Raw genomic sequence first — 21,681 nt, 5'->3', positions numbered from 1 at the left:
GGGGGGGGGGGGGGGGCCCCTGATGGTCCCATCCCGACCCGGGGGGGGGCAGGGGGGGGGGGGGCGTTTGGGGCGGGTTAAAAAAAAAACGGGGGGGGGGGGGGGGGGGGGGGGGGCGGGGCCACCCCCCCCACGGCGCTTGCGCGTTGTATGCGGCACGCAGCCGCCTCAGCGGCCGGCGCCTCCGTCAGCGTTAGGACCGGCGTAGTCCTCGCCGTATGCGCCCTTGGCGGGACGGCGGCGGCGCATGGGGGGTTCGACGCCGTCGGCGAGGCGGCGGGCGGTGAGCAGGAACCCGGTGTGCCCGATCATGCGGTGGTCGGGGCGGACGGCGAGGCCCTCGATGTGCCAGTTGCGGATCATCGTCTCCCAGGCGGTCGGCTCGTTGAAGCAGCCGATCTCGCGGATGGACTCGACGGTCCGGGCGAGCTGGGTGGTGGTCGCGACGTAGCTGCACAGGATGCCGCCGGGGACGAGTGCCTTGGAGACGGCCTCCAGGCACTCCCAGGGAGCCAGCATGTCGAGGATCACACGGTCGACGTCCGTGTCCGACAGGTTGTCCTGGAGGTCGCCGACCGTGAGCTGCCAGGCGGGGTGCGGGCCGCCGAAGTAGCGCTCCACGTTGGCTTGGGCGATCTCGGCGAAGTCGGCGCGGCGCTCGTAACTGTGCAGCATGCCGTGGTCGCCGATGGCGCGTAGCAGGAAGCTGCTGAGCGAGCCCGAGCCGACACCGGCTTCCACGACGCGGGCGCCGGGGAAGATGTCGGCGAAGGACAGGATCTGCCCCGCGTCCTTGGGGTAGACCACGGCGGCGCCGCGGGGCATGGACAGGACGTAGTCGGGGAGCAGGGGGCGCAGCGCGAGGTAGGCGACGTTCCCCGTGGTGCGGACAACGCTGCCCTCGGGGGCGCCGATCAGCTCGTCGTGCGGGAAGGACCCCTTGTGGGTGTGGAAGTTCTTCCCGGCTTCGAGCGTGAACGTGTAGTGGCGTCCCTTGGGGTCAGTGAGCTGGACCTGGTCCCCGACCTTGAAGGGCCCGCGTCGGCGGGCGGCACCGGTCGGTTCGGACATGTGACCAGCCTACCGGCCTGGGCGCGGGCCGCGGACCACGCGCGCGTGCGCCTGAGTTCAGCTGGGTCTGGCCATGGCCTTCACGAAAGCGCGCTCGACGTCGGCCGCGGACAGGACACCGTAGATCTCGCCGGACTCCTCCACCACCAGGTACTCGGTGGCGGGGGTGGCCCGCAGGACGTCGAGGAGCTCCTCGCCCGCGAGTTCGGCGGAGATCCGCATGCCGTCGGTGAGTTCCTGGGCGAGGCCGCTGACCGCGACCCAGGGGCGGCGGTGCTCCGGTACGCCGACGATGGCGGCCTCACGGACGAGGGAGAGGGGTTCCCCGTGGGCGTCGACCACGACCAGGGCGCGGGCGCCGGCGTCGTTGGCGCGGCGCAGCGCTTCGGAGAGCGGGGTGTCGGTCTGTACGGGGACGGCACGGCGGGTGAGTGAGCGGGCGCGCAGCTCCGGGAGGTGTTCCCTGAGCCGGGCCATGCGGAGGCTGTTTCCGGCGCCGGTCCAGATGATCGCGGCGAGGATCGCGGCGAGCAGGGCGTCCATGACGGTGTCCATGCCGCCGATGTCCTCGGCTTCGGCGCCGAGCGCGCCGGACTGGGTGAGCAGGGGCAGCCCGATCAGTACGGAGATCGCGAGGGCGCGGCCGACCCAGGCGGCGGCGATGGTGCCGCTCATCGGCTTGCCGGTGATCTTCCAGACGACGGCGCGGAGCATACGGCCGCCGTCGAGGGGCAGGCCGGGGAGCAGGTTGAACGCGGCGACGATCAGGTTGGAGATCATCAGGCCGGCCAGCAGTACGCCCGGCACGGTGCCCGGCTCGACGGTCAGCAGGGCGAGGTAGAAGAGGCCGGCGAGGACGAGGGAGAGCAAGGGGCCGACGAAGGCGAGGATGAACTCGCGGCCCGGGGTCTCGGACTCCTTCTCGATCTCGGAGACGCCGCCGAAGAACTGCAGCTGGATGCGGCGCACCGGCAGTTTGAAGCGCAGGGCGGCGACCGTGTGGGCCAGTTCGTGGACGAGTACGGAGGCGTAGAAGGCGACCGCGAAGAAGAGGGACACGAGGTAGCGGGCGCCGCCGAGTTCGGGCAGTACGCGCTCGAGCTGGCCGCCGAAGACCCAGGTGATGAGTGCCGCGACGAGGAACCAGCTGGGCGCGACGTACACGGGCACCCCGAACGGGCGGCCCATGAGCAGCCCGCCACCGGGTCCCTTGCGGCGCGGTGGCGGCTGGGGTCCGGAGCCGCCGCTTCCCGCAGGGGGCCGAGCGTCCGGGCCACCGCCGTCGGGGCCGGAACCATCCGTGCCCTCGCCACCTCGGCGGGCCACAGCCGACTCCATCGAGCCGTCCTGCTCTCCGGGCGGGACGCCCGCAGCCGAGGGGCCTGCGGCGTCCCCCGTCCTGCCGGAGCGGCGGGTGGATGAGGGCTGCTTCTCCCAAGCCATCGTGTCCGTCGGGTCGTTGGGGGCGGTGGTGTCGGTGGGGTCCGGGCGGCGGTCGTCGTTGGCCGAGTCCCCATCGGGGCGCGGGTGTGCGGTGGTGGCGTCCGGCATCGCGGGGTGCTCGGTCGCTCCGTCCGTTCCGGATCGCGGCTGCCCGCTCCCGCCGCTCTCGTCCACGATGTCCCCTCGTTCGACGCGTCTCCCGCTCACGATCATGCAGGGCGAGAGGTTCTGCCGTCGATGGTATGCGGCCGTCGCGGTGCGTTTCGCCCCGGCACCCCCACTGTTTCCCGCCCGTTGTGCACATCCTGCAGGTCACTGTGTGTGGCGTTGTCAGTGGCGCGCCGTAAGGTCTGTCGTCATGGAAACCAGTACCGACGAAGGTGTCGCGCGACCGGACAGCGGCATGGGCTCCGGCACCTCGTCCAAGGCCACTGTGGCCGTGCCCCCGGCCTCGTTGTCGCCGTCGCGTGCGGGTGACTTCATGCAGTGTCCGCTGCTGTACCGGTTCCGGGTGATCGACAAGCTGCCCGAGAAGCCCAGCGAGGCGGCTACGCGCGGCACGCTGGTCCACTCGGTCCTGGAGCGGCTCTTCGACGCCCCGGCCACCGAGCGCACGGTGCCACGCGCGAAGTCGCTGATCCCAGGTCAGTGGGACCGGCTGCGTACGGCGAAGCCGGAGCTGGCCGAGCTGTTCACCGACGCCGACGAGCAGGCGGCGGGCGAGCGGCTGGCTCGCTGGCTCGCCGAGGCCGAGCAGCTTGTCGAGCGCTGGTTCACGCTGGAGGACCCGACCCGCCTCGAACCCGCCGAGCGCGAGCTGTTCGTGGAGGCCCAGCTCGACTCGGGCCTGAAGTTGCGCGGCATCATCGACCGGGTCGATGTGGCGCCGACGGGCGAGGTGCGGATCGTGGACTACAAGACGGGCAAGGCGCCAAGACCGGAATACGCCGAGGGCGCGCTGTTCCAGATGAAGTTCTACGCCCTGGTGGTCTGGCGCCTGAAGAAGGTCGTCCCGCGCCGCCTCCAGCTCGTCTATCTCGGCAGCGGTGACGTCCTGACGTACGACCCGCTGGTCGCCGACCTGGAGCGGGTCGAGCGCAAGCTGCACGCACTGTGGGACGCGATCCGGCTGGCCACCGAGACCGGCGACTGGCGACCGCGGCCCACCAAACTGTGCGGCTGGTGCGACCACCAGGCGGTATGCCCGGAATTCGGTGGCACTCCCCCGCCCTATCCGCTGCCGGTGAGGGCGCCCGACACGGACTCGGCGGGGGGTCCGGGGGCCGCCCCCCTGGAGACGCAGTCGCTCCCGGTCAGGGCACCGGACCCGGACTCGGCCGGGGGTCCGGGGGCCGCCCCTCGCGAGACGTAGCCGCTGCCGGTCAGGGCGCCCGACCCTGGCGGAGCCCAACAGGGCAGAATGGGGCCGGACTAGCGAAGGAGACTTACGTGGCCATCCGTGTCCTACTGGTCGACGACCAGCCGCTGCTGCGAACCGGCTTCCGGATGATCCTGGAGGCGGAGCAGGACATCGCGGTCGTCGGCGAGGCCGGAGACGGCCTCCAGGCACTCGACCAGGTACGTGCCCTGCAGCCCGATGTGGTTCTGATGGACATCCGTATGCCGCGGATGGACGGTGTCGAGGCGACCCGGCAGATCACCGGCCCCGGCCGGGACGGACCCGCGAAGGTCCTGGTGCTGACCACCTTCGACCTCGACGAGTACGTGGTGGAAGCACTGCGTGCGGGCGCCAGCGGCTTCCTGCTCAAGGACGCCCCGGCCAACGAGCTGGTGCAGGCGATCCGCGTGGTCGCCGCGGGCGAGGCGATGCTCGCGCCGAGCATCACACGCCGGCTGCTCGACAAGTACGCGGGGCATCTGCCCTCGGGTGACGAGCCGGTGCCGGACACCCTGCACACGCTGACCGATCGGGAGGTCGAGGTGCTGAAGCTGGTGGCCCGCGGCTTGTCGAACGCGGAGATCGCCGCAGACCTCTTCGTCAGCGAGACCACGGTCAAGACACACGTGGGCCACGTCCTCACCAAGCTGGGCCTGCGTGACCGCGTACAGGCGGCGGTGTACGCGTACGAGAGCGGACTGGTGCGCCCCGGCGCGCAGTGACCGACCGCGCACCCGTATACGGCGATGGCCGCCCCTTTCCGAAGAACAGGGGCGGCCATCGCCGTATACGCACAACCGGCAGACCGTCAGTCCTTGCTGATCTCCCAGAACCGGAACACGGTCGACGCGTCCAGGCAGTACTCCAGGCCGTACACGTTGTCGCGAACGACCGCGTACTGCTTGGCCTGCCAGATCGGGAGGACCGGGACTTCCTCGGCGACGATGTCCTGGAGCTGCCCGTACTGCTGCTCGGTCGAGGAGCGGTCGCTCAGGGCGGCGGTCTCGGGGATGAGCTGCCCGGTGACCTTGGAGTTCGTGTAGCCGTTGCCGAGCACGTTGCCCTCGCCGAAGAACGGGGCCGTGAAGTTGTCCGGGTCGGGGTAGTCCGGCACCCAGCCCTTCACGTACACGCCGTACTTGCCGGCCTCGATGTCCTTCTCGTACTGGTCGTAGGCGACCGATTTCACGCTCGCGTCGAACAGGCCGCTGGCGTTGAGCTGCTCGGCGATCGCCTCGAACTCCTGGTCCGTGGACGGGCCGTAGCGGGTCGGCGTCGACCAGAGGGTCAGCTTCACTTTCTCGGTGATGCCGTCGGCACGCAGCTCGTCCTCGGCCTTGGTGCGCGAGGGGCGGGCGCCGTAGGTGTCGAAGAAGGCCGTGTTGTGGCCGGTGATGCCGGCCGGGATGATCGAGTACAGCGGTGTCGCCGTGGAGTCGTAGACCTCCTCGACGAGGGCCTCGCGATCGAGGAGGTGGGCGATCGCCTTGCGGACGCTCAGCTTGCCCGCGACCGGGTCCTGGGTGTTGAAGACCAGGTGCTGCACCTCGGCGCTGGAGCCCTCGATGACGTCGATGCCCTGGCTGGTGGACGTGTCGTTCTCGATGTCCGCGACGTCCTGGGCGGCGAGCCCGCGGTAGGCGACGTCGACCTTGGTGTCGGTGAGGGCCTTGCGCAGGCGGGAGCGGTCGCCATGGAAGAACTTGAGGGTCACGCCGGAGTTCTGCACGTCGGCGTTGCCTTCGTAGTTCTCGTTGACCGAGAACACGGCCTCGTCCTCGCTGAAGGAGTCGAGTTGGTACGGGCCCGAGCCGACGGCCTCGCCGTCCTCGCGCAGCCCGTCCGCGTCGTACTCCTGGTGGTTCACGATCGAGCCGGCGCCGGAGGCGATCTTGCTGGGGAAGGTGGCGTCGGGGACCTTCAGTTGGAAGACGACCGTCTTCTCGTCCGGCGTCTCGACCTTGTCGAGCATGGGGAACATGATCGCGGGGCCGTCGGCGTCGTTGATCTTCATCATGCGGTCGAAGGAGAACTTGACGTCCTCGGAGGTGAGTTCGTCACCGTTGCTGAACTTCAGGCCGTCGCGCAGGGTGCACTTATAGACCCTGGTGTCCCCGTCCGTGAAGGAGCACGACTTCGCGGCTTCCGGCTCCGGTTCCGTGCCGCCCTTGGGGAAGCTCAGCAGGGACTGGAAGACGTTGTTGAACAACAGCCAGGAACCCGGGTCGTAGCCCGAGGCGGGGTCGGTGGCCAGGACCTCGTCGGTCATCCCGATGACGACGGACGAGCCGGTGCCGCCGGAGTCACCCGACTGGGAGCCGCAGCCGGTCAGCAGAGTGCCTGCCAGCGCTGTCGCTATGGACAGAACCGGCCATGTGGTGCGCATGTTCACGTACGTGTGCCTTGTCGTCGGTCTGAGAAATCGAGGGTTTGCGAAATCGAGAGAAGCCCGGTCAGCCGCCATCGTCGCGTGGGGCGGGCTGCTGACGGCGCGGTGGGTCAGCGGCCGGCGCCGCGGCCCAGCTCCCAAAGCTGGAGCGAGGAGGAGGAGTTGAGGGTCCGTTCGGCGCCGGTGACATCGTCCCGGGCGGCGATGTACTGCTTGCCCTGCCACAGGGGGAGCATGGGGACGTCCTCGGCGACGATGTTCTGGATCTCCTCGATGCTCCGCGACGCGGTGAGCCGGTCGGCCTGCCGACGGGACTCCGGGATCAGGGTGTTACGGATCTCGGGGTTCGCGTAGGGCGAGCCGATGGTGTTGTTCCTGTCGAGGAACGGCGCGAGGTAGTTGTCGGCGTCGGGGAAGTCCGGGAACCAGCCCATGCCGTAGACCTCGTACTTGCCCTTCCGCTCGTTCGGCTGGTACGTCGCCCACTTCTCGCCTTTGATGTCGACCTCGAACAGTCCGCTGTCGTTCAGCTGCTTCTTCAGCAGCTCGAACTCCTCTTTGGTGGCGGGCCCGTAGTGGTCGTCCGTGTAGTGCAGGGTCAGCTTCACCGGCGTGGTGACGTTCGCCTCGGACAGCAGGGCCTTGGCCTTGGCGGTGTCGGGCTCGCCGTACTTGTTGAAGAACGAGTTGGCATGGCCGGTGACGGTGGTCGGCACCATGGAGTACAGCGGTTCGGCGCCGGTGCCGTACACATCGGAGACGAGTTCACCGCGGTTGATGACCTGCGCCATCGCCTGGCGGACGGCCTTGGACTTCACCGACGGGTCGTTGGTGTTGAAGCCCAGGTAGCGGATCTCCAGGCCGGGTTGCTCGATCAGGTCGATGCTCGTGGACTTGGCGTTCTGGAGCTTCCTGATCTGAGCGGGCGTCATGGTGCGGGTCATCACGCTGATGTCGCCCTTGTCGAGCGCGGTACCCATGGCCTCGGCGCTGTCGAAGGAGCGCAACTCGACCTTTTCGTTCTTCACCTTCAAGTTCCCCTTGTAGTCGGGGTTCTTGGTGAAGACGGCGTTCACGAGTTCGTCGTTCTTGACCTCGGCCTCGAGGGTGTACGGGCCGGAGCCGTCCACCGCGAAGCCGTCGCGCAGCTTGTTCTTGTCGTAGTCGTCGGGGTTGACGATGCCCGCGACCGGCGTCGACAGCTTGAACGGGAATGTGGCGTCGGAGGTCTTGAGGTGGAAGATCACCTCACGGTCGCCCTTGGTCTCGATGGTGTCGATGTTCGAGAGAAGGGCGAAGACTCCGCTGTCGGCCTGGATCCGCAGCGCACGTTCGATGGAGAACTTCACATCGTCCGCGGTGATGGGCTCGCCGTTCGCGAACTTGAGACCTTCGCGCAGGGTGCACGCGTACCGCTCGTTACCGGAGTCGCTGAAGCCACAGCGCTGGGCGGCCTCGGGCTGGGGGTCGCCGCCGCCATCGGGCAGGGTCATCAGCGTCTGGAGGGTCTGCCTCAGCACGTTCCAGGTGCCGACGTCGTACGCGTAGGCCGGGTCCAGCGGCGCGGGGGCCTCCTTCGAGGAGGCGAACCGGTCGGTGGTGCCCACGACGATGGCGTCGTCGCTACCGCCCCCGTTGCCGGATCCGCCACATGCGGCGAGGACCGGGGCGAGCAGGCCGATCAGGGCCGGCAGCACCAAGGTCTTACGGTTCATGCTCGACGTTCTCCAGAGCTTTCGATCCGTGAACCGGCAAGCCGGGGTGTTGCAGGCGGGTCACGGGTGTTACGGCGATGTTCTCGCCATGAGATTAGTCCGCACCACCAGGACATCTCGCCGTTAACGGAGTTGACTCCCCGTCACGCTGCGAAACCGGGCGTGGACGCACCGAAAACCCGACACCGGAAGATTCGCGCACGTCTCCATCAATCGGGACACAAGGTCACGTCCCGTACTGCCGGTAAGAGGCTTACGGCATATCGCCGGACCCATGTCGACCGTGTTAGCGGGTGGTAAACGTCACAGGATCCACCGGGTCGAGTGGCATAGCGATTCAGCCATTTGGCGAAGATTGAATTACTCAGATGGCCTGCACACGTAGTTGATTATGGTTTTATCTCGTATTCAACTTTCACCCAGGGTGAGCGCCCGTCACATTCGCGTCCGCGAGCAGTGCTCACATCGTCAGCAGACCACGCAGGAAGGACAGGTCGACCTCTTCCAGCGAGGGCACGACGGTGCGCCGGGCGGCCGGGGTGATCGGTGCCACGGAGGGTACGGCCACCACATGGCAGCCCGCGGCCTCGGCGGACGCGATCCCCGTCGCGGTGTCCTCGATGACCACGCACCTGGCCGGGTCCGCGCCGAGGCCGCCTGCCGCGAGCAGATACGGGTCGGGGTGCGGCTTGGTGCGCTCGACCTCGTCCCCCGCGACGGTCAGCCCGAAGTTTCCCGGGCCGAGCGAAGTAAGTACGCGGTCGATGATGCGGCGGTGCGAGGCGGAGACCAGAGCCGTGGGGATCTCGTGCGCGACCAGTTCGGCGAGCAGCCTCGCGGCGCCCGGCATCAGCGGCAGGGCGCGGCCGATACGGTCCTCGAACCCGTCGTTCAGCAGCACCGTGAGCTCGGCGAGGGTGATGTCGGCTCCGGTGGCCTCGATGAGGAAACCCGCGCTGCGGGTCATGGGACCGCCGACCACGACATGACGCCAGGAGTCGTCGAGCCTGTGGCCGAGGCGCGCGAACACCTCGACTTCGGCGTCCCACCAGAAGCCCTCGGTGTCCACCAGGGTTCCGTCCATGTCGAGGAGCACGGCCTGCAAGGCGGAGCCTTCGGCCGTACGGGTACCGAGTGCGGGAACCGTACTGGTCATCCGGGCACACCTCCGAGAGGGACGAGAAGGCCGGTTCCTTGTGAGGAACCGGCCTGCGCTGGACCGACCAGTGTACGACTCTCGCAGCGGAAGCGCTGCGTTTGACCGAGGTGTGCGAGGGCACACTGTAGGCCCGCCGTGCGGCCATCTCAGCGTGCCCTCGCGAGCCCCGCCTCAGTCTCAGCTCAGCGAGCGTTGAAGTACTTTGCCTCGGGGTGGTGAATGACGATCGCGTCCGTGGACTGCTCCGGGTGGAGCTGGAACTCCTCGGACAGCTGGACGCCGATCCGCTCGGGCTCCAGCAGTTCGGCGATCTTGGCGCGGTCCTCCAGGTCCGGGCAGGCGCCGTAGCCCAGCGAGAAGCGGGCGCCGCGGTACTTCAGCGCGAACATGTCCTCGATGTCGGCCGGGTCCTCACCGGCGAAGCCGAGTTCGGAACGGACGCGCGCGTGCCAGTACTCCGCCAGGGCCTCCGCCAACTGCACGGACAGGCCGTGCAGTTCGAGGTAGTCGCGGTAGGCGTCGGAGGCGAACAGCTTCGCCGTCTCCTCGCCGATCCGGGAACCGACGGTGACGACCTGGAGGCCGACCACGTCCGTCTCGCCTGACTCCTCGGGGCGGAAGAAGTCGGCCAGGCACAGCCTGCGGCCACGGCGCTGACGCGGGAAGGTGAAGCGGGTGCGCTCGTTGCCCGCCTCGTCCAGCAGGATCAGGTCGTCGTCCTTGGACACGCACGGGAAGTAGCCGTAGACCACGGCCGCCTCCAGCAGATTGTCCCGCTGCAACTGGTCCAGCCACCCGCGCAGCCGGGGCCTGCCCTCGGTCTCCACCAGCTCCTCGTACGTGGGGCCATCGCCCGTACGCGCCTGCTTCAGGCCCCACTGGCCCTTGAACAGCGCGCCTTCGTCCAGCCAGGAGGCGTACTCCTTGAGCTGGATGCCCTTGATGACGCGGGTGCCCCAGAACGGCGGCTCCGGGATGGGGTTGTCGATGGCCACGTCGGAGCGGACCGCGCCCTCCTCGGGGCGTTCCTCGACGACGGTCTGGGCGGTGGCCCTGACCCGGCGCTGCTTCAGCTCGGGCAGGGATGCCCCCGGCACACCCCGCTTGACGCCGATCAGCGCGTCCATCAGCCGCAGACCCTCGAACGCGTCGCGGGCGTAGCGGACTTCGCCCTCGTAGATCTCGTGCAGGTCCTGTTCGACGTACGCCCGGGTCAGTGCCGCCCCGCCGAGGATGACGGGGTAGTCGGCGGCCATCTTGCGCTGGTTGAGCTCCTGCAGGTTCTCCTTCATGATCACCGTGGACTTGACCAGGAGGCCGGACATGCCGATGACATCGGCCTTGTGCTCCTCGGCGGCCTCCAGGATCGCGGAGACGGGCTGCTTGATGCCCAGGTTGACCACGTTGTAGCCGTTGTTGGACAGGATGATGTCGACCAGGTTCTTGCCGATGTCGTGCACGTCGCCGCGCACGGTGGCGAGCACGATGGTGCCCTTGCCGGCCTCGTCGCCCTCGACCTTCTCCATGTGCGGTTCGAGGTAGGCGACCGCGGTCTTCATCACCTCGGCGGACTGGAGCACGAACGGCAGCTGCATCTGGCCGGAGCCGAACAGTTCGCCGACCACCTTCATGCCGTCAAGGAGGGTCTCGTTGACGATGTCCAGGGCAGGGCGCTCCTGGAGCGCGTCGTCCAGGTCCTGTTCGAGACCGTTCTTCTCGCCGTCGATGATGCGGCGCTTGAGGCGCTCGTCCAGCGGCAGTGCGGCCAGTTCCTCGGCGCGGCCCGCCTTCAGGGACTTGGTGGTGGCGCCCTCGAACAGGGCCATGAGCTTCTGGAGCGGGTCGTATCCCTCGGCGCGGCGGTCGTAGATCAGGTCGAGGGCCGTCTGGACCTCTTCCTCGGTGAAGCGGGCGATCGGGAGGATCTTCGACGCGTGGACGATCGCCGAGTCCAGGCCCGCCTTGACGCACTCGTCCAGGAAGACCGAGTTGAGCAGGACGCGGGCGGCCGGGTTGAGGCCGAAGGAGATGTTCGACAGGCCCAGCGTGGTCTGCACATCCGGGTGGCGGCGCTTGAGTTCGCGGATCGCCTCGATGGTGGCGATGCCGTCCTTGCGGGACTCCTCCTGGCCGGTGCAGATAGTGAAGGTCAGGGTGTCGATGAGGATGTCCGACTCGTGGATGCCCCAGTTGCCGGTCAGGTCGGCGATCAGCCGCTCGGCGATCGCGACCTTGTGCTCCGGCGTACGGGCCTGCCCTTCCTCATCGATGGTCAGCGCGATCAGCGCGGCACCGTGCTCCTGCGCGAGCTTGGTGACCTTCGCGAACCGGGACTCGGGGCCGTCGCCGTCCTCGTAGTTGACCGAGTTGATGACCGCACGGCCACCCAGCTTCTCCAGGCCGGCCTTGATGACGTCGACCTCGGTGGAGTCCAGCACGATCGGCAGCGTGGAAGCAGTGGCGAAGCGGCCGGCCAGTTCCTCCATGTCGGCGACGCCGTCACGGCCCACGTAGTCCACGCACAGGTCCAGCATGTGGGCGCCCTCGCGGATCTGCTCGCGGGCCATCTCCACGCAGTCGTCCCAGCGGCCCTCCAGCATGGCCTCGCGGAACTTCTTCGAGCCGTTGGCGTTGGTGCGCTCACCGATCGCCATGTAAGCGGTGTCCTGACGGAACGGCACGGTCTGGTAGAGGGAGGCGGCACCGGGCTCGGGCTGCGGGTGGCGCTCGGCCGGGGCCAGATCGCGTACACGCTCGACGACTTGGCGCAGGTGCTCGGGCGTCGAGCCGCAGCAGCCGCCGACCAGTGAGAGGCCGTAGTCGCGTACGAAGTTCTCCTGGGCGTCGGCCATCTCAGGGGCCGTCAGCGGGAAGTACGCGCCGTCCTTGGTCAGCACCGGCAGACCCGCGTTCGGCATGCACATCAGCGGTGTCCGCGAGTGGCGGGCCAGATAGCGGAGGTGCTCGCTCATCTCGGCCGGGCCGGTCGAGCAGTTCAGGCCGATCAGGTCGATACCGAGCGGCTCCAGGGCGGTCAGCGCCGCACCGATCTCCGAACCGAGCAGCATGACGCCCGTGGTCTCGAAGGCGAGCGAGCAGATCAGTGGCACGTCGATGCCCACGGCATCCATCGCGCGGCGCGCACCGATCAGGCTTGACTTGGTCTGCAGCAGGTCCTGCGTAGTCTCCACGATCAGGGCGTCCGCGCCACCGGCGAGCAGGCCCTCGGCGTTCTGCTGGTAGCCGTCACGCAGTACGTCGTACGCGGTGTGGCCGAGCGACGGCAGCTTGGTGCCCGGGCCGATCGAGCCGAGGACCCAGCGCTGGCGACCGTCCCTGGCGCCGAACTCGTCGGCGACCTCGCGGGCGATCCGGGCGCCCGCCTCGGACAGCTCGAAGATCCGGTCGGCGATCTCGTACTCGCCGGCAGCTGAGTGGTTCGAACCGAAGGTGTTCGTCTCGACGCAGTCGACGCCGACGGAGAAGTACTCCTCGTGGACGGAACGCACGATGTCGGGGCGCGTGACGTTCAGGATCTCGTTACAGCCCTCGAGGTTCTCGAAATCCTCGAGGGTCGGGTCCTGGGCCTGCAGCATCGTTCCCATGGCGCCGTCGGCCACCACCACACGGGTGGCGAGCGCCTCACGAAGGGCGGCGATGCGGGTCCGGCTGTCGGCGGAAGGGGTTGGCGACGAGGCCATGAAAGAGCTCCCTGTGGTGCGACGGCTGTCGGCTATGCGGCTTCCGGCGGAGGACGCACTCAGCCAGCGTAGCCGGGAGCGGCTGGGACGGTCAGGAGAGTCCACGGGACGGACGGCGTTGCGAGCCAGGCTCCGGTGGGGCTCCGGCCGGAATCGTGACCGACAACAGACGGCCGCCCATTGGCGGGAGGTCGGCAACGACCGATAGTGTTCAGCATTGTCGAACAGCGGCACCGGAGCCCGCATGTCGACGGTCGAAGGGGACGGAGGCAGGACTGCGATGGCACGGAACATCCAGTCGCTCGAACGGGCGGCCGCGATGCTGCGGCTCCTCGCGGGCGGTGAGCGACGGCTCGGCCTGTCGGACATCGCCTCCTCGCTCGGTCTCGCCAAGGGCACCGCCCACGGCATACTCCGCACGCTCCAGCAGGAGGGCTTCGTCGAGCAGGACGCCGCCTCCGGGCGCTATCAGCTGGGCGCGGAACTGCTGCGGCTCGGCACCACGTACCTGGACGTCCACGAACTGCGGGCGCGCGCCCTCGTCTGGACGGACGATCTGGCCCGCTCCAGCGGCGAGAGTGTCTATCTGGGAGTCCTGCACCAGCACGGAGTGCTGATCGTGCACCACGTCTTCAGGCCCGACGACAGCCGTCAGGTCCTGGAGGTCGGTGCCATGCAGCCGCTGCACTCCACGGCACTGGGCAAGGTGCTGTCGGCGTACGACCCGGTGGCGCACACCGAGGTCCTGGAGGCCGAGCGCAAGGAGTTCACGGCGCGCACCGTATGCGAGTCGGATGCCCTGGAGGAGGTCCTGGACCTCACGCGCGCGCGTGGCTTCGCGGCCGACGTGGAGGAGACCTGGGAGGGCATCGCCTCCGTCGCCGCGCCCATCCACGACCGGCGGCGAATGCCGGTCGGCGCTGTGGGCGTCACCGGGGCCGTGGAGCGGTTCTGCACGAACGGGGAGCTGCGTCCCGGGCTGATCGCGGCGGTACGGGACTGCGCCCGCGCCGTGTCGCGGGACCTGGGCGCCGGGCGGTTCTGAGCGTCCGCGGGAGACCAGCAGGACAGAGGGCCGGGGCATCGTCGATGCCCCGGCCCTCTGTCGATCAGTAACGATCACGAGGTCGGCGAGAGATTCGGCAGCAGAGCTCTTGACGTGCGGCTGAGCCTGGGACAAGACTCGCGTCCATCGGTCGGCATTGTCGAACACCTACCGGCAATACGCGCTAGAGTGTGGCAACGCCAAGGGCCGGCATCGCTCTCATCCTCGAGAGCGCGGACCACCGGAGGGACCCGGGGTTCGGCTTTCCCCTGGACGAAGGACAAAGGAGTCGCGGGTGTCCAGCTCCGACATCTTCATCGGCGAGACCATCGGTACCGCCATACTCATCCTCCTCGGCGGCGGGGTCTGCGCCGCCGTCACACTGAAGGCCTCCAAGGCGCGTAACGCCGGATGGCTCGCCATCACCTTCGGGTGGGGCTTCGCGGTACTCACCGCCGTCTACACCTCGGCGCCCCTCTCCGGTGCCCACCTGAACCCCGCCGTCACGCTCGGCATCGCCATCAAGGACGGCGAATGGGGCGACGTCCCCACCTACTGGGCGGGACAGCTCCTCGGCGCCATGATCGGCGCGGCGCTGGTCTGGGTCGCGTATTACGGACAGTTCCACGCCCACCTCACCGACCGTGAGATCGTCGGCGGTCCCGGCGCTCAGGACACCAAGTCCGTCGAGGCGCGGGAGGCTGCGGCCGGCCCGGTGCTCGGCATCTTCTCCACCGGTCCCGAGATCCGCGTCGCCGCGCAGAACCTCGCCACGGAGATCATCGGCACGGTCGTGCTGGTGCTCGCGGTCCTCACCCAGGGCCTGAACGACAGCGGCAAGGGCCTCGGCACCCTCGGCGCGCTGATCACCGCGCTCGTGGTCGTCAGCATCGGCCTCTCGCTGGGCGGTCCGACCGGGTATGCCATCAACCCGGCGCGTGACCTCGGCCCGCGAATCGTCCACGCCCTGCTGCCCCTGCCCAACAAGGGCGGTTCCGACTGGGGCTACGCCTGGATACCGGTCGTCGGTCCGCTGATCGGCGGAGCGATCGCCGCCGGTATCTACAACGTCGCTTTTGCTTAGAGCCGTAGGCCCCCGACGGTCGTACGTTCACTTGTAAGCCGCGAGCGAGCCGTAAACCAGCGCAGTAAGCCAGCCCCTCAGACCGCACCTTTGACCACGGAATTTCAGGAGCACACCGTGACCGACGCCCACACCGCAGGTCCCTTCATCGCCGCCATCGACCAGGGCACCACCTCCAGCCGTTGCATCGTCTTCGACCGGGACGGCCGGATCGTCTCCGTCGACCAGAAGGAGCACGAGCAGATCTTCCCCAAGCCGGGCTGGGTCGAGCACAACGCCGCCGAGATCTGGACCAACGTCCAGGAAGTCGTGGCCAGTGCCATCGAGAAGGCCGGCATCACCCGCGACGACATCAAGGCCATCGGCATCACCAACCAGCGCGAGACCACGCTGCTGTGGGACAAGAACACCGGTGAGCCCGTCCACAACGCCATCGTCTGGCAGGACACCCGCACCGACGCCCTCTGCAGGGAACTCGGCCGCAACGTCGGCCAGGACCGCTTCCGCCGCGAGACGGGCCTGCCGCTCGCGTCGTACTTCGCAGGCCCGAAGGCTCGCTGGCTGCTCGACAACGTCGAGGGCCTGCGGGAGCGCGCCGAGGCCGGCGACATCCTCTTCGGCACCATGGACTCCTGGGTCATCTGGAACCTCACCGGCGGTGTCGACGGCGGCCACCACGTCACCGACGTCACCAACGCCTCCCGCACCCTCCTCATGAACCTGCACACGATGCAGTGGGACGAGAAGATCTGCGAATCCATCGGCGTGCCGATGCAGATGCTGCCCGAGATCCGCTCCTCCGCCGAGGTGTACGGCGAGATCACCGGCGGCAAGCTGGGCGACCTGCTCGGCGGCATCCCGGTGGCCTCCGCGCTCGGCGACCAGCAGGCGGCCCTGTTCGGCCAGACCTGCTTCTCCGAGGGCGAGGCCAAGTCGACGTACGGCACCGGCACCTTCATGCTGATGAACACCGGTGACAAGATCATCAACTCCTACTCGGGCCTGCTGACCACGGTCGGCTACCGGATCGGCGACCAGGCGCCGGTCTACGCCCTGGAGGGCTCCATCGCCGTCACCGGCGCGCTGGTGCAGTGGATGCGCGACCAGATGGGCCTGATCAGCACGGCCGCAGAGATCGAGACCCTGGCCTCGTCCGTGGAGGACAACGGCGGCGCCTACTTCGTCCCGGCGTTCTCCGGCCTGTTCGCCCCGTACTGGCGCCCCGACGCCCGCGGTGTGATCGCCGGCCTGACCCGGTACGTCACCAAGGCGCACATCGCCCGTGCCGTGCTGGAGGCCACCGCCTGGCAGACCCGTGAGATCAGCGACGCCATGACCAAGGACTCCGGCGTCGAACTCGCCGCTCTCAAGGTCGACGGCGGCATGACCTCCAACAACCTGCTGATGCAGACCCTCTCGGACTTCCTGGACGCCCCCGTGGTGCGCCCGATGGTCGCCGAGACCACCTGCCTCGGCGCCGCCTACGCCGCCGGCCTCGCCGTCGGCTTCTGGAACAGCACCGACGACCTGCGCGCCAACTGGCGCCGGGCCGCCGAGTGGACCCCCAACATGGCCGCGGAGACCCGCGACCGCGAGTACAAGAGCTGGCTCAAGGCCGTGGAGCGGACCATGGGCTGGCTCGAGGACGAGAGCTGACGAGAGCTGACGAGAGCTCCGAGAAGCTCTGACAAGGAGTAAGAATCCGCATGACCAGTCAGTCCACCCTGCAGTCCGTACCTGCCCTCGGTACCCGCCCGGCCTCCGGCTTTCACCCGAGTCGCGCCGAGACCCGGGAGCGGCTCTCCAAGGCGACGTACGACCTCCTCGTCATCGGCGGCGGCATCCTGGGCATCTCCACCGCCTGGCATGCCGCGCAGTCCGGGCTGCGGGTGGCGCTGGTCGACGCCGGCGACTTCGCCGGTGCCACCTCCTCCGCCTCCTCCAAGCTGCTCCACGGCGGTCTGCGCTATCTGCAGACCGGCGCGGTGAAGCTGGTCGCGGAGAACCACTTCGAGCGCCGTGCGGTCTCCCGCCAGGTGGCCCCCCACCTGGCGAACCCGCTCACGTTCTACCTCCCCGTGTACAAGGGCGGGCCGCACGGCGCGGCGAAGCTCGGAGCGGGCGTCTTCGCCTACTCCGCGCTGTCGGCGTTCGGTGATGGTGTCGGGCACCTGCTCTCGCCTTCGAAGGCCGCGCAGGACGTGCCCGAGCTGCGTACGGACAACCTCAGGGCCGTGGCCGTGTACGGCGACGACCAGATGAACGACTCCCGGATGGCGCTGATGACGGTCCGCGCGGCCGTCGAGTCGGGTGCCGTCGTACTGAACCACGCCGAGGTGACCGGGCTGCGCTTCACCAAGGGCCGGGTGAGCGGCGCCGAACTGCGCGACCGCCTCGACGGCAGCGAGTTCGGGGTGTCGGCGCGCCTTGTGCTCAACGCGACAGGGCCGTGGGTCGACCACCTGCGCCGGATGGAGAACGCGAACGCGGCGCCTTCCATACGTCTGTCGAAGGGCGCGCACCTCGTGCTCAAGCGGACCTCGCCGTGGAAGGCCGCGCTGGCCACCCCGATCGACAAGTACCGCATCACCTTCGCCCTCCCCTGGGAGGACATGCTGCTGCTCGGCACGACCGACGAGGCGTATGAGGGCGATCCCGCGGACGTCGCGGTCACCGAGAAGGACATCGCGCAGATCCTTGACGAGGCCGCCTTCTCGATCCGTGACCAGCAGCTGTCCCGTGACCTGATCACGTACTCCTTCGCGGGTCTGCGCGTCCTGCCCGGCGGGCCCGGCGACACCTCGAAGGCCAAGCGGGAGACGGTCGTCACCGAGGGCGCGGGCGGCATGCTGTCCGTCGCGGGCGGCAAGTGGACGACCTTCCGCCACATCGGCCGTACGGTCATGAAGAAGCTGGAGTCCCTGCCGGGCCGTCCGCTCGGCGAGGACTTCGAGCCGGTCTCCGAGCTGCCGAAGAAGCTGCCGCTGCCGGGCGTCGCCAACCCGCGCGCGGTCGCGCACCGTCTGCTCGTCGACCACCCGGCACCGGGGCCGCGCATGGCGCCGGACACCGCCAGGCACCTGGCCACGCACTACGGCTCGCTGGCCTTCGACATCGCCCGCCTCGCGAACGACGACCCGGAACTCGCCGAGCGGGTCCACCCGGACGCCCCGGAGATCTGGGCGCAGGTCGTCTACGCCCGGGACAACGAGTGGGCCGAGACGGCGGACGATGTGCTGCGCCGCCGTACGACGCTGACGATCCGCGGGCTCGCGACGGACGAGGTCCGCGGCCACGTGCAGGATCTGTTCGACAGGAAGTAGGGGGCACGCACTCCCCTTCGAGGGGCGGCTTCCACTCAAGGGAGCCGCCCCTCCCCCATGTCGTACATGTCGTGGATTCTCGTCCCCGCGCAGGCCTCACCAGGACCGTCGAAGCCCCATAATGAGACATCGGATGTCTGAGCGACATATCTGATCGACAGGGAGGCCCGCCATGGCAGTCACCGATGAGGCGATCGAAAAGATCAAGGGAATGATCGTCTCCGGCGCGCTGCGCCCCGGCGACCGGCTTCCCAAGGAGAGCGAACTCGCCGCGGACCTGGGCCTGTCCCGCAACTCCCTGCGGGAGGCCGTACGGGCGCTCTCCCTGATACGCATCCTGGACGTGCGGCAGGGCGACGGCACCTACGTCACCAGCCTGGACCCGCAACTTCTCCTGGAGGCGCTGAGCTTCGTCGTCGACTTCCACCGCGACGACACGGTCCTGGAGTTCCTGGCCGTACGCCGCATCCTGGAGCCGGCCGCGACCTCGATGGCCGCCCTGCGCATCAGCGAGCAGCAGATCGACGCGCTCACGGCCCAACTGGACGCGCTGGGCGCCGCGCCGTCGGTGGAGGAACTCGTCGCCTGCGACCTGGAGTTCCACCGCGGCATCGTGCAGAGCTCCGGCAACTCCGTGCTCTGCTCGCTCCTCGACGGTCTCTCCGGGCCCACCACGCGGGCCCGCATCTGGCGCGGGCTGACCCAGGAGGACGCGGTCAGCCGCACCCTGCACGAGCACCGCGCGATCCTCGCGGCCCTGCGGGACCGCGACGCGGAGGCGGCCCGCTCCTGGGCGACGGTGCACATCGCGAGCGTGGAGCAGTGGCTGCGCAGCACCCTGTGAGGAAGGGCGATCACAGCTCGGATGAGTGGGGGGTGTTCCGGGGTGGCGAACGGGGCAGTGATGCGTTCACTCCCCCATGTAAGGGGGCTGCGGGCGCCCCGCACGCACGCCGTAAGGTTGGGGCGTACGTGAGGGCACGTCGGAAGGAGGCGCTGGGTGATCGAGCTCGAGGGGGTTCCCGAGCTGGTCGACCCGGTCATGGTGGCCGCGTTCGAGGGCTGGAACGACGCCGGCGACGCCGCTTCCACCGCGGTCGCGCATCTCGACAGGGAGTGGAAGGGCGAGGTCTTCGCGGCGCTCGACGCCGAGGACTACTACGACTTCCAGGTCAACCGGCCCACGGTGTGGCTGGACGGCGGCGTACGCAAGGTCACCTGGCCGACGACCCGGCTCTCCGTGGTCCGGGTCGGCGGAGAAAAGCCGCGTGACCTGGTCCTGGTCCGCGGTATCGAACCGTCCATGCGCTGGCGTTCGTTCTGCAACGAGATCCTGGGCTTCGCCCATGAGCTGGGCGTGGAGCTGGTGGTGATCATGGGCGCCCTGCTCGGCGACACCCCGCACACGCGTCCGGTCCCCGTCAGCGGCGTCACGTCCGACGCGGACCTGGCCCGCACCATGGACCTTGAGGAGACCAAGTACGAGGGGCCGACGGGCATCGTCGGCATCCTCCAGGAGGCATGCACGCACGCGGGCGTACCGGCGGTCTCATTGTGGGCGGCTGTGCCGCACTACGTCTCCCAGCCGCCGAACCCGAAAGCGACGCTGGCCCTCCTCAACCGCCTGGAAGACCTCATCGACCTGCGTATCCCGCTGGGCGAGCTGCCCGAGGACGCGCGGGCCTGGCAGCTGGGCGTGGACCAGCTGGCCGCGGAGGACAGCGAGGTCGCCGAGTACGTTCAGTCGCTGGAGGAGGCCCGGGACACCGCCGAGCTTCCCGAGGCCTCGGGCGACGCGATCGCCCGCGAGTTCGAGCGCTATCTGCGGCGGCGGGACGGCAGCGGCCCGGCGACGGGCCAGGCCGGCGGTCATGCCACGGAGAGCGGTGACCCCGCCCCGTTCCTGAGGGACAACCCGGGCGGCCGTCCCCGGCCGTCGAAGCCGCAGCGTCCGGAGGCCGATGACGAGGGCACGGCTGACGACTCGTCGGAGGACTGAACCGGAGGAGCGGGACCACAAGGGCGGTGCGTACGCGACGCACCGCCCTTGGTTGCTTCCGAACCTCCTCGGCAGCCTTACAGGGCCACCCCCAGGAGCGCGTCCACGGCACGCGATACGACACCGGGGGCGCCCTCGTCGGTGCCGCCCTGTTCCTGCTGGAGGGCGGCCCAGCGGTCGACGGCGGTGAGCGCGGCGGGAGCGTCCAGGTCGTTCGCGAGGGCCTCGCGGATCTCCTCGACGAGCGCGTCGGCGGCCGGTCCGTCGGGCCGCGACACGGCGGCCCGCCAGCGCTCCAGACGCGCGAGGGCGTCCTGGAGGACCTGGTCGGTCCACTCCCAGTCGGCCCGGTAGTGGTGCGAGAGCAGGGCGAGCCGGATGGCCGCCGGGTCGACTCCGTCGCGCCGCAGCTTCGACACGAAGACGAGGTTGCCCTTGGACTTCGACATCTTCTCGCCGTCGAGCCCGACCATGCCGGCATGCACATACGCCTGCGCGAAGGGGAACTCCCCGGTCAGCGCCTGCGCGTGTGAGGCGCCCATCTCGTGGTGCGGGAAGGCCAGATCGGATCCGCCGCCCTGGACGTCGAAGCCCATGCCCAGGTGGTCGAGGGCGATCGCGACGCACTCGATGTGCCAGCCGGGCCGGCCCCTGCCGAGCGAGGCGCCGTCCCAGCTGGGCTCGCCCTCCCGGGCGGCCATCCACAGCATCGGGTCGAGCGGATTCTTCTTGCCCGCCCGCTCCGGGTCGCCGCCGCGCTCGGCGGACAACAGCCGCATCGCGGCGGCGTCCAGCCCGGACACCTTCCCGAAGTCCGGGTCCGCCTCCACGGAGAAGTAGACGTCGCCCTCGAGTTCGTACGCGGCTCCCGCGTCGCGCAGCCGCTCGACGAGCGGGACGATCCCGGGTATCGCCTCGACGGCGCCGATGTACTGCTTCGGGGGCAGCATCCGCAGGGCGGTCATGTCCTCGCGGAAGAGGGCGGTCTCCTTCTCGGCGAGCGCCACCCAGTCGACGTCGTCCCGGGCGGCGCGCTCGAGAAGCGGATCGTCGATGTCCGTCACGTTCTGCACGTAGTGAACCTGCCGCTTGGTGTCGAGCCACACGCGCTGAACGAGGTCGAACGCGTTGTAGGTCGCCGCGTGACCGAGGTGGGTCGCGTCGTACGGAGTGATGCCGCAGACGTAGATACGGGCGACGGGTCCGGGATCGAGGGTGATCAGACCCCCGGTCGCGGTGTCGTGGATCCGGAGGTCGCGGCCCTGTCCGGGCAGGGCGGGGACCTCAGAAGCGGGCCAGGCATACATGTCTTGAGCCTAACCGGACGCATCTTCCGCATACGAACCGCATCGG

General features: G+C 69.1%; 15 protein-coding genes. 8 read left to right on the top strand and 7 right to left on the bottom strand.

What is annotated here, in order from left to right; genetic code table 11:
• Nucleotides 1-168 precede the first annotated feature (168 nt).
• On the bottom strand, nucleotides 169-1,071 hold the full coding sequence (locus ACFYO0_RS16870) for a tRNA (adenine-N1)-methyltransferase (protein ID WP_388675887.1): 903 nt from the start codon (nucleotides 1,069-1,071) through the stop codon (nucleotides 169-171).
• 57 nt (nucleotides 1,072-1,128) lie between these two features.
• Nucleotides 1,129-2,688, bottom strand: a complete 1,560-nt coding sequence (locus ACFYO0_RS16865; RefSeq protein WP_388676572.1) for a site-2 protease family protein — start codon at nucleotides 2,686-2,688, stop codon at nucleotides 1,129-1,131.
• Between the two features lie 184 nt (nucleotides 2,689-2,872).
• Here ACFYO0_RS16865 and ACFYO0_RS16860 point away from each other — a divergent pair, with 184 nt between their 5' ends.
• Together ACFYO0_RS16860 and ACFYO0_RS16855 are read left to right on the top strand one after the other, a co-directional pair.
• Nucleotides 2,873-3,886, top strand: a complete 1,014-nt coding sequence (locus ACFYO0_RS16860; RefSeq protein WP_388675885.1) for a RecB family exonuclease — start codon at nucleotides 2,873-2,875, stop codon at nucleotides 3,884-3,886.
• Between the two features lie 77 nt (nucleotides 3,887-3,963).
• Nucleotides 3,964-4,635 carry a response regulator transcription factor gene (locus ACFYO0_RS16855; RefSeq protein WP_030356234.1) on the top strand — a complete coding sequence of 224 codons (672 nt, stop codon included), beginning with the start codon at nucleotides 3,964-3,966 and terminating at the stop codon, nucleotides 4,633-4,635.
• Between the two features lie 86 nt (nucleotides 4,636-4,721).
• Here the strand turns inward: ACFYO0_RS16855 and ACFYO0_RS16850 are convergent, their stop codons facing one another.
• The 4 genes from ACFYO0_RS16850 to metH form a co-directional block, all read right to left on the bottom strand.
• Complete coding sequence (locus ACFYO0_RS16850) at nucleotides 4,722-6,305, bottom strand: ABC transporter substrate-binding protein (RefSeq protein WP_388675882.1); 1,584 nt, start codon at nucleotides 6,303-6,305, stop codon at nucleotides 4,722-4,724.
• A 107-nt stretch (nucleotides 6,306-6,412) separates the two neighbouring features.
• On the bottom strand, nucleotides 6,413-8,017 hold the full coding sequence (locus tag ACFYO0_RS16845; protein WP_388675880.1) for an ABC transporter substrate-binding protein: 1,605 nt from the start codon (nucleotides 8,015-8,017) through the stop codon (nucleotides 6,413-6,415).
• A 460-nt stretch (nucleotides 8,018-8,477) separates the two neighbouring features.
• Nucleotides 8,478-9,173: an HAD family hydrolase gene (locus ACFYO0_RS16840; protein WP_388675878.1), complete on the bottom strand. Its 696-nt coding sequence runs from the start codon at nucleotides 9,171-9,173 to the stop codon at nucleotides 8,478-8,480.
• A 185-nt stretch (nucleotides 9,174-9,358) separates the two neighbouring features.
• Nucleotides 9,359-12,877 carry a methionine synthase gene (gene metH, locus ACFYO0_RS16835; protein WP_388675876.1) on the bottom strand — a complete coding sequence of 1,173 codons (3,519 nt, stop codon included), beginning with the start codon at nucleotides 12,875-12,877 and terminating at the stop codon, nucleotides 9,359-9,361.
• Nucleotides 12,878-13,157: 280 nt separating this feature from the next.
• Here metH and ACFYO0_RS16830 point away from each other — a divergent pair, with 280 nt between their 5' ends.
• The 6 genes from ACFYO0_RS16830 to ACFYO0_RS16805 all read left to right on the top strand — a co-directional run bounded on the left by ACFYO0_RS16830 (nucleotide 13,158) and on the right by ACFYO0_RS16805 (nucleotide 20,328).
• Nucleotides 13,158-13,922 (top strand): IclR family transcriptional regulator, encoded by a 765-nt coding sequence (locus tag ACFYO0_RS16830; protein ID WP_388675873.1) that lies wholly within the window; start codon nucleotides 13,158-13,160, stop codon nucleotides 13,920-13,922.
• A gap of 295 nt (nucleotides 13,923-14,217) precedes the next feature.
• A complete protein-coding gene (locus ACFYO0_RS16825; protein ID WP_388675870.1) occupies nucleotides 14,218-15,006 on the top strand; it encodes an MIP/aquaporin family protein in 789 nt (262 codons plus the stop codon).
• A 117-nt stretch (nucleotides 15,007-15,123) separates the two neighbouring features.
• Nucleotides 15,124-16,662: a glycerol kinase GlpK gene (glpK, locus tag ACFYO0_RS16820; RefSeq protein WP_388675867.1), complete on the top strand. Its 1,539-nt coding sequence runs from the start codon at nucleotides 15,124-15,126 to the stop codon at nucleotides 16,660-16,662.
• Between the two features lie 50 nt (nucleotides 16,663-16,712).
• Entirely contained in the window at nucleotides 16,713-18,329 is a 1,617-nt protein-coding gene (locus ACFYO0_RS16815) for an FAD-dependent oxidoreductase (protein WP_388675864.1), read from the top strand.
• 172 nt (nucleotides 18,330-18,501) lie between these two features.
• Nucleotides 18,502-19,173: a FadR/GntR family transcriptional regulator gene (locus tag ACFYO0_RS16810; protein ID WP_165341565.1), complete on the top strand. Its 672-nt coding sequence runs from the start codon at nucleotides 18,502-18,504 to the stop codon at nucleotides 19,171-19,173.
• A 156-nt stretch (nucleotides 19,174-19,329) separates the two neighbouring features.
• Entirely contained in the window at nucleotides 19,330-20,328 is a 999-nt protein-coding gene (locus tag ACFYO0_RS16805) for a PAC2 family protein (protein ID WP_388675861.1), read from the top strand.
• 77 nt (nucleotides 20,329-20,405) lie between these two features.
• On the opposite strand, the gene mshC is transcribed toward ACFYO0_RS16805, so the two are convergent.
• Nucleotides 20,406-21,635, bottom strand: coding sequence for a cysteine--1-D-myo-inosityl 2-amino-2-deoxy-alpha-D-glucopyranoside ligase (mshC, locus tag ACFYO0_RS16800; RefSeq protein ID WP_388675858.1), 1,230 nt, complete (start codon nucleotides 21,633-21,635; stop codon nucleotides 20,406-20,408).
• Nucleotides 21,636-21,681 lie beyond the last annotated feature (46 nt).

This window comes from Streptomyces sp. NPDC006365, assembly GCF_042870755.1.
GTDB classification, from domain to species: domain Bacteria; phylum Actinomycetota; class Actinomycetes; order Streptomycetales; family Streptomycetaceae; genus Streptomyces; species Streptomyces xiangluensis.
This window is presented reverse-complemented; position numbering and strand designations above follow the sequence as displayed.

Excerpts from the sequence above, each read along its gene's own strand:
- ACFYO0_RS16870 (WP_388675887.1), bottom strand. The coding sequence starts at position 1,071 with ATGTCCGAACCGACCGGTGCCGCCCGCCGACGCGGGCCCTTCAAGGTC.
- ACFYO0_RS16860 (WP_388675885.1), top strand. The coding sequence starts at position 2,873 with ATGGAAACCAGTACCGACGAAGGTGTCGCGCGACCGGACAGCGGCATG.
- ACFYO0_RS16845 (WP_388675880.1), bottom strand. The coding sequence starts at position 8,017 with ATGAACCGTAAGACCTTGGTGCTGCCGGCCCTGATCGGCCTGCTCGCC.
- ACFYO0_RS16840 (WP_388675878.1), bottom strand. The coding sequence starts at position 9,173 with ATGACCAGTACGGTTCCCGCACTCGGTACCCGTACGGCCGAAGGCTCC.
- metH (WP_388675876.1), bottom strand. The coding sequence starts at position 12,877 with ATGGCCTCGTCGCCAACCCCTTCCGCCGACAGCCGGACCCGCATCGCC.
- ACFYO0_RS16830 (WP_388675873.1), top strand. The coding sequence starts at position 13,158 with ATGGCACGGAACATCCAGTCGCTCGAACGGGCGGCCGCGATGCTGCGG.
- ACFYO0_RS16815 (WP_388675864.1), top strand. The coding sequence starts at position 16,713 with ATGACCAGTCAGTCCACCCTGCAGTCCGTACCTGCCCTCGGTACCCGC.
- ACFYO0_RS16810 (WP_165341565.1), top strand. The coding sequence starts at position 18,502 with ATGGCAGTCACCGATGAGGCGATCGAAAAGATCAAGGGAATGATCGTC.
- mshC (WP_388675858.1), bottom strand. The coding sequence starts at position 21,635 with ATGTATGCCTGGCCCGCTTCTGAGGTCCCCGCCCTGCCCGGACAGGGC.